The sequence below is a fragment of the Bradyrhizobium manausense genome (assembly GCF_018129685.1).
GTDB lineage: Bacteria > Pseudomonadota > Alphaproteobacteria > Rhizobiales > Xanthobacteraceae > Bradyrhizobium > Bradyrhizobium manausense_D.
Genome location: NZ_JAFCLG010000002.1, coordinates 144423 through 160000, shown reverse-complemented (window position 1 = coordinate 160000; position 15578 = coordinate 144423). Strand labels below are relative to the sequence as shown.

The window sequence follows — 15578 nt, the reverse complement described above, 5'->3', positions numbered from 1 at the left end:
ACCACGCTCCCACCGGGTTGTGATCATTCGGCCATGATCGCCCGCTAGCAGGGACGCGCGGAGTTCATACGGAGTTCATTTCGAGTTCCCTAGTTTCGTGAGCGTCCGGATCTTTCACGCCCAATCGTCCGCCACCAAAACCAGCAATCCCCCTTTGGAGGAGACTTCCATGCCCGCATTGCTTCGTCCCGCCCTCACCGCGTTCGGCGTCGCGTGCCTCGTGTCCATCACCGCGCTCGGCTCCTCCGGCGCCGCGTTCGCGCAGGCCAAGCAGCAGCCGGCGCCCGCGCAACAGGCTGCACCTGCGCAGGCGCCCGCGCTCAAGCAGATCGCGCTGACCGACAAGCAGCTCGACGGCGTGCTCGCCGCGCAAAAGGACATGGATGCGATCACCGAGAAGCTGCCGGAGAACACCGCGCCCGATGCGAAGGTGATCGCCCAGCTCGACGGCGTCGCCAAGAAGCACGGCTTCGCCAGCTATGACGAGTACAACAACGTCGTCGACAACATCAGCCTCGTGCTCGGCGGCTTCGATCCCGCGACCAAGAAATATGTCGGCAACGAAGCCGTTCTCAAATCGCAGATCGCGCAGGTCGAGGCCGACAAGAAGATGCCGGCCAAGGACAAGAAGGAAGCGCTCGACGAGCTCAACGAGGCGCTGAAGAACCCGGCGCCCGCGATCGAGAACAAGGCCAACATCGATCTCGTCGGCAAGTACTACGACAAGCTGATTGCCGCGCTGGGCGACGATCAGAACTAAGGTCTTCGCGTGGTAGGCCGACCCGCGCCTTGCTCACAAAGGTGTCGTCCTGGCGGAAGCCAGGATCCATGACCCTAAAGCATGATGTGTTTTGGTGGAATCGATGCGAGCCGCGAACTCGGTTCACCTCTCCCGCAGGGAGAGGTCGGATCGCATCGAAGATGCGATCCGGGTGAGGGGTTTCGGTCTCACTGGGTGCCGCGGCCCCTCACCCGGATTGCTCAGGCGCGCAATTGCGCGCCATAGCAATCCGACCTCTCCCCGTCGGGGAGAGGTGATCCCGGACGCCGATCGAACCTCACTCCACCGCGCTTTAGGGAGCAGTCGTCACGCGAAGTGGTAACCCCGAGTCTTCGCCAAACTGCTCCCTGTGGTCATGGATCCCGGATCGGCGCTCCGCTTCGCGCGCTTGTCCAGGACGACCGCAAGGGGGGTGCTTGAACCGCTTGCCCCAAACAAAAAAGCCCCGGAGAACCCCTCCGGGGCTTTCGTCGTTTCGGCCCCTCCGCGCGACCCGCCCCAAATTGAATTATCCTAACGCCTGGGGCATCCTGATTGCATGATTTTGATTTGTATTCTTGCGGCAGCCATTTCCGCCCTCGCGCTGACCGAACGGAGCGTTGAACATCTGCCGTTTGCGGTCGCAGCTCTTCTCGTCAATGCCGCTTTGCTGCTGCTGTTCCTCGGCGATCTCGAGCGGGCGATCCTGCTGTCCGGAATGCTGGCCGTCGCCATCGCCAGCCTATCGTCAGTCAAATTCAATCACAGCGCGCTCAAGCTGACCGTTCCAGATTTGCCTCTGGCGTTTGCGGGCACCGTGCCCTTTTTCGTGCTGCAATACCCGCGCATGATGCTGGGTGTTCTGGCAGGAACCGCGTTGTTCGCCTGCGCTTGTAGCGCAGTTGTGCTTTACGCTGCCGGCCCTCCGATCCCCGTCGCGCTTCGAATTTCCGTGTTCCTTCTTGCGCTCTTTGGCCTTGTAAAGGCGTCCGCATCAGAGGGCGTCAGGTCTTTGCCGCAGACTTTGTCGCAGGGGCGGTGCTTCTACGCGACCTTCATCGCCTCGCTGGTCGATCCGGTCTGCTGGCGGCAGTTCGGCGGGCTGGCTTTGAGCGACATCGCGAGCGAACCGCTGCCACTGCGGGAAGCCACGCCTGCGCGTTCCGCTGTTTTTCCAGACATTATCGTGATCCAGCACGAGTCCGTGTTCGACCCGCGCATTTTCGGCCTGCCGATCGAGCCTGTCGTCGAAGCCTTCCTGTCCCCGTCGTCAGGGGAATTCGGGTGCCTGAACGTCGACATCTTTGGCGGAGGTTCGTGGCAATCCGAATTCAGCCTGCTGACCGGTCTTTCGAGCGCCAGCTTCGGTTCGAGCGCCTACTACCTCTTCCAGAAGGGCGCCGGCCGTTTTCACAGCAGCCTGCCGCGTTCGCTTGCGTCGCTCGGCTACAAGACGACGCTCATCTCCAGCTGCCGCCGCGCCTTTCTCAGCTACGATAAATTCTATGGCTCCATCGGCATCGAGGAGCGTATCTTTGCCGACGAACTTCCTCCGCCATTCGATCTCAGGCGCTTCGAGGCAACGAACTCCGACGCCGTGTTTCTGGATGCGGTCGTCAATGCCTATGCCAAAAGGGTGGCCCACGACGCGGCCCCGAGATTTCTTTATGCGCTGACCAACTTCAACCACGGTCCGCATGACAGGCAGCTCGTGCCATCGGGTCAATTCGAGAAGGAGCGCGCCTTTGCCATGGCCGGCTTTCCCGATGCTGGATACGCCGAGTACTACGCGCGGCTGGCAGAGACTGCGTCCACCTGGCAAAGGCTGAGGGCCAGGCTGGCAAGCAGCTTCCCCGAACGGCCCGTTCTCATCGTGCACTACGGGGACCATCAACCGGTGCTGACGAAACGGATCGATCGGCAGTTGAAGCGACCAAGCGATGGGCGGCGCCCGTTCCGTACATTCTACGCGATAGAGGCCTTGAATATCCCCGACTTCAGCCCCGGAAGGAGCGCCGACCTCGATATCGCCTTCCTCGGCACTGTTGCTCTGCAGCGGGCGGGCATTGCGCTGGATCCGATCTTTGCCACCCGCGCGAGCCTGCTGGACGATTGCAGAGAAGCCTACTTCGCGTCAGCCTCCGAACGAAAGCGTCGCTTCCATCGCACGCTGGTGGATCTGGGCTTGATCGACCTCGTGCCAAGCGCCCAGATTCAGAGGTAAAATTTATGGATGTCAACCGACGACTCGACGCCCAATTTGGCGAAGTTTTTCGCGAGCCAGTCGTCCGCGCATTTTCGCCCCTGGTCGCGAAGAAACATCAGAAATTCCCAATCGGCGTTGTACTTGCTGGTGGGACTAAGTGCACCCATGAATTCGTCGTCGGCGATGCTGTGGATCAGCACATGTTTCAGCCCTCCATCGACGAGGCGTTTTTGCGTGACGAGATTGGTGACGAAACTGACTGCCCGCATCTCCCGCATGAGCGACGAATTGAAGCTGATCTCGTTGATGCGATTCAAGATATCGACGGCGGTGCGCGGCACCTCGTTACGAAACAACGGATTGATATGAACGACGACAATGTCGGTGCTCTTGCAGTCGTAGATCAGCGGGAAGAGCGCCGGGTTTCCCATATAGCCGCCGTCCCAATACGCTTCGCCGTCGATCTCGACCGCGTGAAACATCGTGGGAAGGCATGCCGAAGCCATCACGGCAGAGATTGAAATTTCCTTCCCGGCGAAGACCTTTACCTTGCCAGTACGGACGTTTGTCGCAGAGAGAAAGAGCTTGACCGGAGAGTCCGGGCGCCTCAGCACGTCAAAATCGATCGATTGCTCGACGACTTCACGAAGTGGATTATAGTCGGTGGGGTTGAACTCGTATGGCGATAGCACGCGCGTAACGAAGCCCATGAGGGAGAACACCGGCGACCATGCCAGCTTGTGGTCCCCGAGCATTCTGTCGATGGGACTTGGTTGCAACGGGCCCAGCCTGGCCGCGTCGCTGACGCGCTTCCAGTAGTCGGCGAGCGCCTTGCGTGCCCCATCGCGACCGCCGATCGCAAGCCCATAGGCAAACACCGCCGCATTCATCGCCCCGGCGCTGGTCGCGCTGAGCCCCTCGAAGGCAAGGCCGTTCTCGTCCAGGAGTCGGTCGAGTACCCCCCAGGTAAACGCCCCGTGAGCTCCGCCCCCTTGGAGGGCAAGATTGATGGTCCTGGAGAATGCCGGTTCGTGATCGGCGCTCCCAGCTGCCTCGGGCGTTTCCGCCGACTTCCGCTCTGAAGTAGCTTCCATTGCCGAACCGCAACCCTGATCGCCCGCAATGCACAAAGAATTCTTGACGACAATTGGAATATTCGCAGGTGCAGAAACGAGCGTCGATCGACGTCAATCACACGAGTACGCATACCACAAATAGACGGCGGCCGACGCGACGCTCGCCGCTATTTTTCCAGGTTGAAGGGCGACAGTCGCTCCCCGTTGGATCGAAGCGATCTCTGGCATGCGCTCGTTGCCTCGAACCCCGTCCATGTAAATGGCGGCCTGGCCGACATCAAACTTCGGCCGAGCCGCAGCGTCCCGAACTGTGGATGCCTGGTTGCTATGTCGCGAATGCCGCCTCCATCGCCTTTCTTGTCCTGATCGTCTCGTCGTTCGCGTCGAACTCCACATCGCTCCAGCGCACGATCTCGCCATGGGCGATGTCGTGCTTCAGCTTGACGCGATGGGCGAGGCCGATCGGCAGGGCGCCGGCCTTCAGGCTCGCGGCCGCCGGCACCAGTCTGCCCCACACGGTGTAGCCGCCTTCGCCGTCGAGCATCTCGCCGGCGCGCAGATTTCGCTTGGCCACGGAGGCGACGTCGCCGCGGAAGCCGTGGGGCTGGCCGGTCGGCTCGCCGCGCAATGCGGCCGACAGGATCGAGATGTTCAGCTCGAGCCCGATCAGATGATAGGGCTTGTACATCGCGGCGAAACAGCCGCTTGCATCGGTCTTCAAGCCGTATTGCTTGAAGCAGTCGGCGGCGTAGTCGTTCGGCGCCTCCAGCACGACATAGACGCCCCAGCGCAAGTCGCGAAACACCGGCCGGCCATCGCGTTCGAGCGAGGAGACGACTTCGACGACACCCGACCGTTCCAGCACGCCGCCTCTGCTGCGCGGCCGCATGATGTGCGGCAGGTCGTCGACGCCGCAGGGCGGAAACAGCAGGCCCTCCGCAGGCACGTCGAGCCCGCAGGCATTCGCGATCGCCGCCATCTCGATCGCGGATTTGGTGCCGTCGAGGAAGGAGTTGAACATCTGCGGATTCATGCCGGCCGACTGCGCTTCGCCGGCGGTGAGCCCGTAATGCTGCCAGACGCCGTCAGGCGTCACGTCGTGATATCCAGGCAGATATTTCGTGCCCTTGCCGGCGGCAACGACGCGAAAGCCGGTGGCGCGGGCCCAGTCCACCATCTCGGCCGTCAGCGCCGGCTGGTCGCCATAGGCGAGCGAATAGACCACGCCCGCCTTGCGCGCCTCCTCGGCGAGCAGGGGGCCCGCCAGCACGTCGGCCTCGACATTGACCATCACCACATGCTTGCCGGCCGCGATCGCGGCGCGCGCGTGGCGGATGCCGACGGCCGGATTGCCGGTCGCCTCCACCACCACATCCATCGCGCCGCCCGCGATGGCGCGTGCGCCGTCATCGGTGAAGACGGTGGCGGCGATCCGCTCGGCGCTCCATCCGACGGTGCGGCAGGCCTCGCGCGCCCGGTCGCGGTCGATGTCGACGATGATGGGGACCTCGAGCCCCGGCGTGTGCGGCACCTGCGCCAGGAACATCGAGCCGAATTTGCCCGCGCCGATCAGCGCGACACGAACGGGCTTTCCGGCGGAGGCGCGGGCCTGAAGGAGACGGAAGAGATTCATGGGGATGTCCGTAATCCAGCGTTGCTGATGCGGCTTGCGTTCACCTCTCCCCGGAGGGGAGAGGTCGGTTTGCGCTCGGAGATGCAAAGCATCGTCCGGAGCAAACCGGGTGAGGGGCCGCAGCTCCGACGAGGGACCATAATCCCTCACCCGGCGCTACGCGCCGACCTCTCCCAATGGGAGAGGTGGACCGCGTCCGGGGCACGAGACCTGTCTTACTCCGCCGCCTGCCGCGGCGCCCGCGCGAGCCGCAGCAGCGCATCATCATCCACGGTCTTGATCGGCGTGAAATCGCGATGCGCGATATATTCGGGGCGCGTCGGGGTGCGGATGTAATTCGAGACCGCGTTCAAGGTCAGATACACGATCTTGCGCGGATAGGGCGTGATGTTGCCGGCCGAGCCGTGCACCAGATTGCCATGGAACATCAGCATGCCGCCGGGCTTACCGGTCGGCGCGACGATGCCGCCCTGCTTGACGAGACGCGTCACCGTGTCTTCGTCCAGCGTCCACAACGGATACGACGTCGTCGAGAGGTCATGCGAGGCCTGGAGGTCGCCGGCATTCTGGCTGCGCGGCACCAGCATCAGGGGGCCGTTGATCGGCATCACCTCGTCGAGGAAGATCGCGATGTTCATCGCGCGCGGCTCCGGCATGCCGTCGTCGCGCTTCCAGGTGCCGTAATCCTGGTGCCACTGCCAGACGTCGCCGGTGAAAGCCGATTTCGCGTTGATCTTGAACTGATGCATGTAGACGGGCTCGCCGAACAGCTGCTCGACCGGCTCGATCATGCGCGGATGCGCGCCGAGAATGCCGAAGGCCTCGTTGTAGAGATGCGCGGCAAAGGCCGTGCGCGGCGCGCCGCTCTTCTCGCGCCAGACTTCCGGCCGGTTGGCGTCATAGATGCCGACCGCCTCGCGCGCGAGGAGGTCGACCTCCTCTTGGGCAAACAACTCGGGGAGGAACAGCCAGCCCTCGCGATGAAAGAACTCCAATTGCTCCTGAGACAGTTTCATGGGTCGTCCTCCTCGGTTTGTTTGTTTTGTCTTCTCTCTCGTCATGCCCGGGCTTGTCCCGGGCATCCACGTTCTTCGAGCGTCGAATAGAGACGTGGATGGCCGGGTCAAGCCCGGCCATGACGGCGCGGGCGCAAACGATTAAGCCGCCACCTCGTCCGTCGCCCTCAATCTCTCCTCAGTCATCCGTCCGGCCGTCTGCGCATGGACCAGCGCGGCGCGCTCGGCAGCATCGGCGTTGCCGGCGAGAATGTGCTTTGCGATATCGGCGTGCTCGGCCCAGGCGCTGCCGCGATAGTCGAGCTCGGAGAGCACCGTCGCCATCGAACGGCGCATATGCGGCCATTGCGGCGTGATCGTTTCCTCGATCACGGGATTGCCGGCGAGGTGGTAGATGGCGCAGTGAAATTCGACATCGAGCGCAATCAGATCAGCGAGCGCGGTCTTGCGATCGATGCGACGGCCCGCGGCGAGCGCCGCCTCGAGCCGCGCGCGTCCAGCCGCATCGGTTGCGGCACGCATGGCGGCGAGCCGCGCCGCGAGCGCATCGATGGCGCCGCGCACCTCGTAGAGCTGACGGATGCGCGCGGGATCGAGCTGGGTGACTTCAAAGCCGCGCTTGCCGCTTTCGGCCACCAGACCCTGACGGTGCAACAGGTGCAGCGCGTGCGACACCGGCTGGCGCGACACGCCGAGCTTGTCGGCGAGCTCGTTCTGCCGGATGCGCTGGCCGGGCTGCAACGTGCGATCGGAGATCGCCTCCAGGATCCGGGCATAGACCTGGTCGATCAGGTTCGGCAGCGGGTCGAGAGGGATCACGCCGGCAGCTCCGAAAAGAGAATACGGAATTCCGTATTCGACGCTATGGCGATGCGCCTGATGGGTCAAGAACTACTCAAGTACCGTTAGGCCACTCTAGGTTCGAGCGGCCTAAGCCATTGATATTGCTCAGGCCGGCTACTGTGCATGGGGTTGTTTTCGCTGATGTGAGGCAGGCACCCGGCCAGCTACTCCGCCAGGAACCGGTTCACGACCTCGCCGAACTCCTGCGGCGCCTGCTCGAACATCCAGTGTCCGGCATTCTCGATCACCGCCGTCCTGCTGCCGGCGATGTGCTGCGCGAGCACGCGCCAGATCACCGAGAGGCTGCCAGTGGTCGCGCCGCCGCCGATCAACAGCGTCGGCGTCTTGATCGCTTGCGCATCCGCCAGCGTGTAGGGCCGCCGCTGCTCGTTGATCTGGCCGAGGAAGGTGAGCGTGTTGTCGCGCAACTGCTGCTTGGCCGCGGCCGGCACGCGCCGCCACGCGCCGTCGCCCTCGATGCCCTCGTAGAAGGTCCGCAGCGCGCCCTCGACATCGCCGGCGCGGATCAGCTCGACCGCGCGGATCGTCTTTGCGGCGAGCGGAGGATGCGACGGCGTGCCCTCCGGCAGCGGCAGGCTGGCATCGAGATCGCCGCCCGGCTCTGCCAGCACCAGCTTGCGCAGCAGATCCGGCCGCGCCTGCGCGACGCGAAACGCGATGTGGCCGCCGCGCGAGTGGCCCATCAGGTTGACCGGCCCGGGCGTGACCTGCGCGATGAAGGCGATCGTGTCGGCGACGTGCTGCGCCATTTTGTAGTCGTCACCGATGGCGTCCCAATGTTCGGGGAAGAAGTGCCGCAGGCTGACCGAGATCACGCGATGGTTCTTCGAGAGCGGGCCGAGCACCGAATACCAGGTGCGGAAATCACCTAACGTGCCGTGCACGCAGACCAGCGGATCGCCCTCGCCGATTTCGAGATAGGCCATGTCGTAACCGTTGACGCGAAAGCTCTGCATGATCAGCTCGCCAGGAAATCCAGCACCACTTCGGAATATTTCTGCGGCGCCTGCTCGAACATCGGATGCGTCGCGTTCGGGATGATCGCCGTCCTGGAATAGGGTACGTGCGCGGCCAGCGCATGCAACACCTTCGGCAGCAGGCCCTTGGTCCGCTCGCCCAGGATGAACAGCGTCGGCATCTTGATCGCTTCCGCATCCGACTTCGAGAACGGCGGACGGTTGTCGCGGACCTGACCGATCAGGGTGGTGGCGTTGTCGCGCAGGTTCTGCTTCACCATCGCCGGCAGCCGCGGCCATGTGCCGGCGCCTTCCAACGTGTCGACGAAGACGGCAAGCCCGCCATCGACATCGCCTGCCGCGATTTTTTCGGCCGAGGCCGTGAACCGGGCCAGCAGCGGCGAGGGGCCGCCAACATAATCCGGATCGAGGCTCGCATCGAGCTCGCCGCCGGGCTCGGCAAGGATGAGCCGGCGGAGCAGGTCCGGTCGCTGCTGCGCGACGCGGAAGCTGACGTGCCCGCCGCGGGAATGTCCCATCAAATCGACCGGACCGAAGTCGAGCTTCTCGATGAAGGCGATGACGTCGCTGACATGCTGTGCGATCGAATAGGTGTCGCCGACACCGTCCCACTGCGCCGGGAAGAAGTGCCGGAGGCTCGGGACGATCATCCGGTGCCGCTGCGACAGCGGCCCGAGCAGGCAGCCCCAGACGCGGAAATCATTGAGCGAGCCGTGCACGCAGACCAGCGGCGGGCGGCCCCGGTCTTCGCCCACGTCGAGATAGCGCATGTCGTATCCATTGACGTGGAGGCTTTGCATTCTTGGCTCTCGGAAGTATTGGATCGCGGAAAGGTGTGCGGAACTCCTGTGCAAGATTCCCGGAAACCGGGTGGATCGCAACTATTTCCAAGCCTAGATTTGCACCGAGATCACAATGGGGGCATGCGAAGGCGCCAGTCCAGGAACCCAGTCATGACCGACCAGCATTTTGCCCTGTTCGACACCAGGATCGGCCTCTGCGCCATCGCCTGGGGCCCGCGCGGCATCAACGGCACGCAGCTGCCGATGGGCGGCGAGCAGAAGATCCGCACCCGCATCAGCCAGCGCCATGCCGACGCGACCGAGGCCGAGCCGACACCCGAGGTGCAGCAGGCGATCGATCGCATCGTCAAGCTGCTTGCGGGCGAGCCCGATGACCTCACCGATATCCCGCTCGATCTCGACGGCGTGCCCGCGTTCAACCGCGGCGTCTACGAGATCGCGCGCGCGATTCCGCCCGGCAAGACCATCACCTATGGTGATATTGCAAAACAGCTCGGCGGCGTCCAGCTCTCGCGCGACGTCGGCCAGGCGCTCGGCCGCAACCCGTGCCCGATCGTCGTGCCCTGCCATCGCGTGCTTGCAGCCGGCAACAAGCCCGGTGGCTTCTCGGCGAATGGCGGCGTGGTGACCAAGCTGAAAATGCTCGAGATCGAGGGTGCGCTGGTGAACCACACGCCGAGCTTGTTTGATTGAGGCCTTAAATCTTCGCCGCCGTCTTCGGCCAATATCTGTCGCGCAGATGCCGCTTCACCAGCTTGCCGGTCGGCGTACGCGGCAACTCCGCTTCGAAATCGATCGAGCGGGGACACTTGATCGCTGACAGCCGCGTCTTGCAGTAGGCGATCAGGTCCGCTTCCAGAGCCTTGCCGGCGCGCTTCATGTCGTGCGGCTGCACCACCGCTTTCACTTCTTCGCCCATCTCCTCGTTCGGCACGCCGAACACGGCGACGTCGGCGATCTCGGGGTGGGTGATCAGCACGTCCTCGGTCTCCTGCGGGTAGATGTTCACGCCGCCCGAAATGATCATGTAGGACTTGCGGTCGGTGAGGAACAGAAAGCCGTCCTTGTCGAGATAGCCGACATCGCCGAGCGTCGACCAGCCCTTGGCGTTGTAGGCCTTCTTCGTCTTTTCAGGATCGTTGTGATAGGTGAAGGCAGGCGCATCGGCGAAGTACACGGTACCGATCTCGCCGACGGGCTGCTCCTCGTCATTCTCGTCCAGGATTTTGATCTTGCCGACCACGGCGCGGCCGACGCTGCCACGATGCTCCAGCCATTGCTGCGAGTTGCAGACGGTGACGCCGTTGCCCTCGGAGCCCGCGTAATACTCGATCAGGATCGGCCCCCACCATTCGATCATTTTTGCTTTCACATCGACCGGGCAGGGCGCGGCGGCGTGGATCGCGCCTTTCAGCGTCGAGACGTCGTAACGGCTGCGGACCTCGTCCGGCAGCTTCAGCATGCGCACGAACATGGTCGGTACGAGCTGGGACTGGGTGACCTTGTGCTTTTCAACCAGCCTCAGGAAATCCTCGGCGTCAAAATGCTCCATGATGATGGATGTGCCACCGAGCACGATCGCCATCATGTTGAAGCGCAGCGGGGCCGCGTGATAGAGCGGCGCCGGCGACAGATAGATGCTCTCGGCGTTCATTCCGCACATGTCGGCGCAGAGCACGCGCAGGAACGCGTTCGGCACGTCGATGGCGTTGCCTTCGAACGCCTTCTTGATTCCCTTGGGACGGCCGGTGGTGCCTGACGAATACAGCATGTCGTAGCCGGCGACCTCGTCCGCGATTGGCGTTGTCGGCTGGGCGGCAGCTTCCTTGTCGTAGGAGCGGAAGCCGGGCAGAGGTTCATCGACCATGTAGAAGATCGGCTCGTCCGGCGCGCCCTTGACCAGGTCCTTGATCTGGTCGGCGCATTTCGGCGTGGTGATCACGACCTTGGCGCCGCAATCGCCGATGATGTAGTCGATCTCGTCCTGCTTCAGATAGCGGCTGATCGCGGTGTAATAGAGCCCGCTGCGTTGTGCGGCCCAGCAGATCTCCATGAAGGCAAGGCGGTTCTCCATCAGCAGCGCGATGTGATCGCCGGCCTTCAGGCCAAGCGAACGAAACAGGTTTGCGCCCTGGTTGGAGAGCTCATCGAGCTCGCGATAGCTGATCGCCTTGCCGGTCCCGGCCATCTGGTAGGCGATCTTGTCGGGCGTGGTGCGGGCGTGGATAGAGGGGTGGGTCATGAAAGTTGGTCTCGCAAAACCAAAGGTGTCATCCCGGCGAAGGCCGGGATCCATAACCACCGAGTCGGATTGTTGAAATGCGATGTCGCCCCAGCTCGCCCTAACCACAAACATTTGTGGCTATGGATCCCGGCCTTCGCCGGGACGACACCTTCAGTGTGGCAACGCCTGTGCGATGCAACGACAGCCTACAGCCGCTCCACGATCGTCACGTTGGCCATGCCGCCGCCTTCGCACATGGTCTGAAGGCCGTAGCGCTTGCCGCGCTGGTGCAGGGCGTGGACCAGCGTCGTCATCAGCTTGGTGCCGGAGCCGCCGAGCGGATGGCCGAGCGCGATGGCGCCGCCATTGACGTTGAGCCTGCTGGGATCGGCGCCGGTGGTCTTCAGCCAGCCGGTCGGCACCGAGGCGAAGGCCTCGTTGACCTCGAACAGGTCGATGTCGTCGATCTTCATGCCGGCCTTCTCCAGCGCCTTCTTGGTGGCTTGCAGGGGAGCGTCGAGCATGATGACGGGGTCGCCGCCGGTCATGGTCATGTGGTGAATGCGCGCGAGCGGCTTCACGCCGAGCTGCTTGAGGCCGCGCTCGTTGACGACCATCACGCCGGAAGCGCCGTCGCAGATCTGGCTGGCGCTGGCAGCAGTGAGCTTGCCGTTCTCGGCGATCAGCTTGACGCCCTTGATGCCGTCGAGCGTGACGTCGAAGCGGATGCCCTCGTCGATGTGGTGGGTGTCCTTGCTGCCGTCGGCCCTGACGATCTCGAGCGGCACGATCTCCTTCTTGAAGTGGCCGGCCTGCGTCGCCGCGATCGCACGCTGATGGCTGTTGTAGGAGTATTCGTCGAGGTCGTCCTTTGACAGGCCATACTTCTCCGCCATCATCTCGGCGCCGGTGAATTGGCTGAACACGATATTGGGATACTTCGCCTCGATGCCCGGGCTCTTGTAGGTGCCGAAACCGTTCTTGGCGGGCAATTGCGAGGACAGTCCCATCGGCACGCGCGTCATCGATTCCACGCCGGCGGCGATCACCACGTCCATCGTGCCTGACATGACGGCTTGTGCCGCGAAGTGCAGCGCCTGCTGCGAGGAGCCGCACTGGCGGTCGATCGAGGTGCCCGGCACGCTCTCGGGCAGTTTCGATGCCATGATCGCGTTGCGCGCGACGTTGTTGGACTGTTCACCGACTTGCATCACGCAGCCCATGATCACGTCCTCGACCAACGCGGGATCGACCTTGGTGCGATCAACCAGCTCGTCCAGCACCTTCGCGGCGAGATCGGCCGGATGCCAGCCGGCGAGGCGGCCCCCCTTGCGCCCGCCCGCGGTGCGCGCAGCGGCGACGATATAAGCCTCGGCCATTTCGGTCTCTCCCATGATTGTTCTGAATTGGGTTGTCGGAGTTTTAAGGGCCTGGATATCGTTTAGTCAATCGATCAATTAACTCTTGTGGGGAGGCGCTGCTTGGGCTTATCTGCGAGCCGCTTCAAGGCGAGAACAAGGGATATCCGTGACGACCAGCGTACCGAACCGGCTCCCCAGCGGAAAGAATTCCACGGCAGAGAAATTGCTCGTGGCCGCGAGTGAGCTGATGATCGAACGCTCCTCGATCGAGATTTCGCTCTCCGACATCGCCCAGAAGTCGGGCGCCAACGCTGCGCTGGTCAAATATCATTTCGGCAACAAGGACGGGCTGCTGCTGGCGCTGCTCGCGCGGGATGCTGCGACCGAAATGTCCAACCTCGAATATCTGCTGGCGCAGCCGATCACGTCGACCGCGAAGCTGAAGCTTCACATCGCGGGCATCATCCGCGCCTATCACCGGTTCCCCTACATGAACCGGCTGATCCACTATCTCCTGCACGAGAGCGTTGCGGGCTCGGCGGACGAAGTCTCGAAGTTCTTCGTCGCGCCGCTGCTCGACTTTCATCGCCGTCTGCTTGCCGAAGGCGTCAGCCGCGGCGAGTTCCGCCAGACCGATCCGGTACTGTTTTACACCAGCCTGATCGGCGCCTGCGATCACCTGTTCTTCGGCCGGCACGCAATGTCTCGCGCGACCGGCGTCGGCCCGGTCACCGACGAAGTCTGCCGGCAATACATCAAGCACATGGAAACGCTGATCTGCGGCGGCATCCTCGCGCAAGCCGAGGACGCCGTCGTGGCCGGATAATCCGGCCGAAGCACTACAAGTCTAGAGAAGAAACGCCCAAGGAAAGGTTGAAGCGATGGAATTGAAAGACGTAGCCGTTCTCATCACCGGTGGTGGTTCGGGCCTCGGTGAAGCCACCGCCCGCGCCATGGCCGCCAAGGGCGCCAAGATCGGTGTGATCGATCAGAACAAGGAGAATGCCGAGAAGGTCGCCGCCGAAGTGAAGGGCATCGCGCTTCACGCCGATGTCACCAGCGAAGAGCAGATCAAGGCCGCGATCGCCAAGGCGGAAGGCGCGCATGGTGTTGCCCGCGTGCTGATGAACTGCGCCGGCATCGGCGGCTCGCAGCGCATCGTCGGCCGCGATGGCGTCTATCCGCTCGAAAAGTTCGCGCGCATCATCAACGTCAACCTGATCGGCACGTTCAACTGCCTGCGTCTGTTCGCCGAGCGTCTCGTCACCATCGAGCCTGTCGGCGAAGAGCGCGGCGTCATCATCAACACCGCTTCGGTCGCCGCCTACGAAGGTCAGATCGGCCAGATCGCCTATTCGGCCTCCAAGGGGGGCGTCGTCGGCCTGACCCTGCCGGCCGCGCGAGACCTCGCCAGCCAGAAGATCCGCGTCAACACCATCGCGCCCGGCCTGTTCTTCACGCCGCTGCTGATGGGTCTCAACGAGGAAGCCCGCAAGAGCCTGGGGGCCCAGGTGCCGCATCCTTCGCGTCTCGGCGATGCCAAGGAATACGGCGCGCTCGCCGTGCACATCGTCGAGAACGCAATGCTCAACGGCGAGACCATCCGCCTCGACGGCGCGATTCGTATGGCTCCGCGGTAGGCGGTGGCTTTTCACCCTCCCCTGGAGGGGGAGGGTCGGCGCGAAGCGCCGTGGTGGGGTGATCTCTCCACTCGGGCACTGTTCGATGGGGAAACACCGTCACCCCACCCCGCTCGCGCTGCGCGCGATCGACCCTCCCCCTCCAGGGGAGGGTGAAAGACCGGCGCCAGACTCGCATAAAGGACGCTCGCATGTCCCAACCGCTGCTGATCGAGCATCACGACGGCGTCGACCGGGTGACGCTCAATCGCCCTGACAGCCTCAATGCGCTCGATCCTGCGCTGATCGATGCGCTCAACGCTTATTTCCAGGGCCTCCAGCGCAACCGCGATACGCGCGTTGTCGTGTTGAAGGGGGCCGGCAGGAATTTTTGCGCAGGTCTCGACCTCAAGGCCGCGATGGCGCGCCGGGCCGGGCAGCAGGAGCCGCCAGGCGTGACCGAGTCGCTCGATTCACAACGTCGCATCGCCGACATCGTCATGCTGATGCGGCGCTGTCCGCAGCCGATCCTGTCGCTGGTGCAGGGCGCGGCGGCCGGCGGCGGTTTTGCGCTGGCGCTTGCTTCCGACATTCGCATTGCCACGAGGTCGGCGCGGATGAATTGTGCCTTCATCAAGCTCGGCCTTGGCGGCTGCGACATCGGCACCAGCTACTTTCTGCCGCGGCTCGTCGGCGTCTCCGTGGCCTCCGAACTGATCCTCACCGGGCGCTTCATCGGCGCCGAGCGCGCGCTTGCGGTCGGGCTTGTCTCCGAAGTTGTCGACGAAGACAGGCTCGACGAAGCTGCCGAGCCCTATGTCGACGCAATGATGACGGCCTCGCCCGTGGGACTGCGCCTGTCAAAGGAATGTCTCAACATCAGCGTCGATGCGGGGTCGCTGGAAGCCGTTATCGCGATGGAGGACCGCAACCAGGTCCTGTGCAGCCGCTCCGAGGAATTTTCTGAAGGCATCAGGGCCTTCCTTGAGAAGCGAAAGCCTGTCTATATCAAGCGCTGAACAACGAAGATCCGCAAAGG

General features: G+C 63.4%; 14 protein-coding genes. 6 read left to right on the top strand and 8 right to left on the bottom strand.

Annotated elements, in window-relative coordinates:
- The first annotated feature begins 169 nt into the window (after nt 1-169).
- Nucleotides 170-760: a hypothetical protein gene (locus JQ621_RS08365; protein ID WP_212233971.1), complete on the top strand. Its 591-nt coding sequence runs from the start codon at nt 170-172 to the stop codon at nt 758-760.
- A gap of 559 nt (nt 761-1319) precedes the next feature.
- Nucleotides 1320-2984: a sulfatase-like hydrolase/transferase gene (locus tag JQ621_RS08360; RefSeq protein ID WP_212233970.1), complete on the top strand. Its 1665-nt coding sequence runs from the start codon at nt 1320-1322 to the stop codon at nt 2982-2984.
- Here JQ621_RS08360 and JQ621_RS08355 read toward each other — a convergent pair.
- The 6 genes from JQ621_RS08355 to JQ621_RS08325 all read right to left on the bottom strand — a co-directional run bounded on the left by JQ621_RS08355 (nt 2975) and on the right by JQ621_RS08325 (nt 9332).
- On the bottom strand, nt 2975-4060 hold the full coding sequence (locus tag JQ621_RS08355) for a patatin-like phospholipase family protein (protein WP_212233969.1): 1086 nt from the start codon (nt 4058-4060) through the stop codon (nt 2975-2977). The genes JQ621_RS08360 and JQ621_RS08355 overlap by 10 nt on opposite strands.
- A gap of 307 nt (nt 4061-4367) precedes the next feature.
- A complete protein-coding gene (locus tag JQ621_RS08350; protein ID WP_212233968.1) occupies nt 4368-5675 on the bottom strand; it encodes an NAD(P)H-dependent oxidoreductase in 1308 nt (435 codons plus the stop codon).
- Nucleotides 5676-5890: 215 nt separating this feature from the next.
- A complete protein-coding gene (locus tag JQ621_RS08345; protein ID WP_212233967.1) occupies nt 5891-6691 on the bottom strand; it encodes a phytanoyl-CoA dioxygenase family protein in 801 nt (266 codons plus the stop codon).
- A 141-nt stretch (nt 6692-6832) separates the two neighbouring features.
- Nucleotides 6833-7510 carry a GntR family transcriptional regulator gene (locus JQ621_RS08340; protein WP_212233966.1) on the bottom strand — a complete coding sequence of 226 codons (678 nt, stop codon included), beginning with the start codon at nt 7508-7510 and terminating at the stop codon, nt 6833-6835.
- Between the two features lie 188 nt (nt 7511-7698).
- The gene (locus JQ621_RS08330) at nt 7699-8511 is read right to left on the bottom strand and encodes an alpha/beta fold hydrolase (RefSeq protein WP_212233965.1); all 813 of its coding nucleotides are present in this window, start codon (nt 8509-8511) and stop codon (nt 7699-7701) included.
- A gap of 2 nt (nt 8512-8513) precedes the next feature.
- Nucleotides 8514-9332 (bottom strand): alpha/beta fold hydrolase, encoded by an 819-nt coding sequence (locus JQ621_RS08325; RefSeq protein WP_212233964.1) that lies wholly within the window; start codon nt 9330-9332, stop codon nt 8514-8516.
- A gap of 153 nt (nt 9333-9485) precedes the next feature.
- Between JQ621_RS08325 and JQ621_RS08320 the strand changes: the two genes are divergently transcribed.
- Nucleotides 9486-10028, top strand: coding sequence for a methylated-DNA--[protein]-cysteine S-methyltransferase (locus tag JQ621_RS08320; protein ID WP_212233963.1), 543 nt, complete (start codon nt 9486-9488; stop codon nt 10026-10028).
- A 4-nt stretch (nt 10029-10032) separates the two neighbouring features.
- Here JQ621_RS08320 and JQ621_RS08315 read toward each other — a convergent pair whose 3' ends face one another.
- Together JQ621_RS08315 and JQ621_RS08310 are read right to left on the bottom strand one after the other, a co-directional pair.
- Nucleotides 10033-11577, bottom strand: a complete 1545-nt coding sequence (locus JQ621_RS08315) for an acyl-CoA synthetase (RefSeq protein ID WP_212233962.1) — start codon at nt 11575-11577, stop codon at nt 10033-10035.
- 188 nt (nt 11578-11765) lie between these two features.
- The gene (locus JQ621_RS08310; protein WP_212233961.1) at nt 11766-12938 is read right to left on the bottom strand and encodes an acetyl-CoA C-acetyltransferase; all 1173 of its coding nucleotides are present in this window, start codon (nt 12936-12938) and stop codon (nt 11766-11768) included.
- 205 nt (nt 12939-13143) lie between these two features.
- On the opposite strand from JQ621_RS08310, the gene JQ621_RS08305 reads away from it, so the two are divergent.
- The 3 genes from JQ621_RS08305 (at nt 13144) to JQ621_RS08295 (ending at nt 15558) form a co-directional block, all read left to right on the top strand.
- Entirely contained in the window at nt 13144-13746 is a 603-nt protein-coding gene (locus JQ621_RS08305; RefSeq protein ID WP_249125063.1) for a TetR family transcriptional regulator, read from the top strand.
- 55 nt (nt 13747-13801) lie between these two features.
- Nucleotides 13802-14560 carry an SDR family NAD(P)-dependent oxidoreductase gene (locus JQ621_RS08300; RefSeq protein ID WP_212233959.1) on the top strand — a complete coding sequence of 253 codons (759 nt, stop codon included), beginning with the start codon at nt 13802-13804 and terminating at the stop codon, nt 14558-14560.
- Between the two features lie 191 nt (nt 14561-14751).
- Complete coding sequence (locus JQ621_RS08295; protein ID WP_212233958.1) at nt 14752-15558, top strand: enoyl-CoA hydratase/isomerase family protein; 807 nt, start codon at nt 14752-14754, stop codon at nt 15556-15558.
- Nucleotides 15559-15578 lie beyond the last annotated feature (20 nt).

Coding starts and splice junctions, on each gene's coding strand:
- JQ621_RS08365 (WP_212233971.1), top strand. CDS start 170: ATGCCCGCATTGCTTCGTCCCGCCCTCACCGCGTTCGGCGTCGCGTGC.
- JQ621_RS08295 (WP_212233958.1), top strand. CDS start 14,752: ATGTCCCAACCGCTGCTGATCGAGCATCACGACGGCGTCGACCGGGTG.
- JQ621_RS08320 (WP_212233963.1), top strand. CDS start 9,486: ATGACCGACCAGCATTTTGCCCTGTTCGACACCAGGATCGGCCTCTGC.
- JQ621_RS08330 (WP_212233965.1), bottom strand. CDS start 8,511: ATGCAGAGCTTTCGCGTCAACGGTTACGACATGGCCTATCTCGAAATC.
- JQ621_RS08360 (WP_212233970.1), top strand. CDS start 1,320: ATGATTTTGATTTGTATTCTTGCGGCAGCCATTTCCGCCCTCGCGCTG.
- JQ621_RS08310 (WP_212233961.1), bottom strand. CDS start 12,938: ATGGCCGAGGCTTATATCGTCGCCGCTGCGCGCACCGCGGGCGGGCGC.
- JQ621_RS08350 (WP_212233968.1), bottom strand. CDS start 5,675: ATGAATCTCTTCCGTCTCCTTCAGGCCCGCGCCTCCGCCGGAAAGCCC.
- JQ621_RS08325 (WP_212233964.1), bottom strand. CDS start 9,332: ATGCAAAGCCTCCACGTCAATGGATACGACATGCGCTATCTCGACGTG.
- JQ621_RS08315 (WP_212233962.1), bottom strand. CDS start 11,577: ATGACCCACCCCTCTATCCACGCCCGCACCACGCCCGACAAGATCGCC.
- JQ621_RS08355 (WP_212233969.1), bottom strand. CDS start 4,060: ATGGAAGCTACTTCAGAGCGGAAGTCGGCGGAAACGCCCGAGGCAGCT.
- JQ621_RS08345 (WP_212233967.1), bottom strand. CDS start 6,691: ATGAAACTGTCTCAGGAGCAATTGGAGTTCTTTCATCGCGAGGGCTGG.
- JQ621_RS08300 (WP_212233959.1), top strand. CDS start 13,802: ATGGAATTGAAAGACGTAGCCGTTCTCATCACCGGTGGTGGTTCGGGC.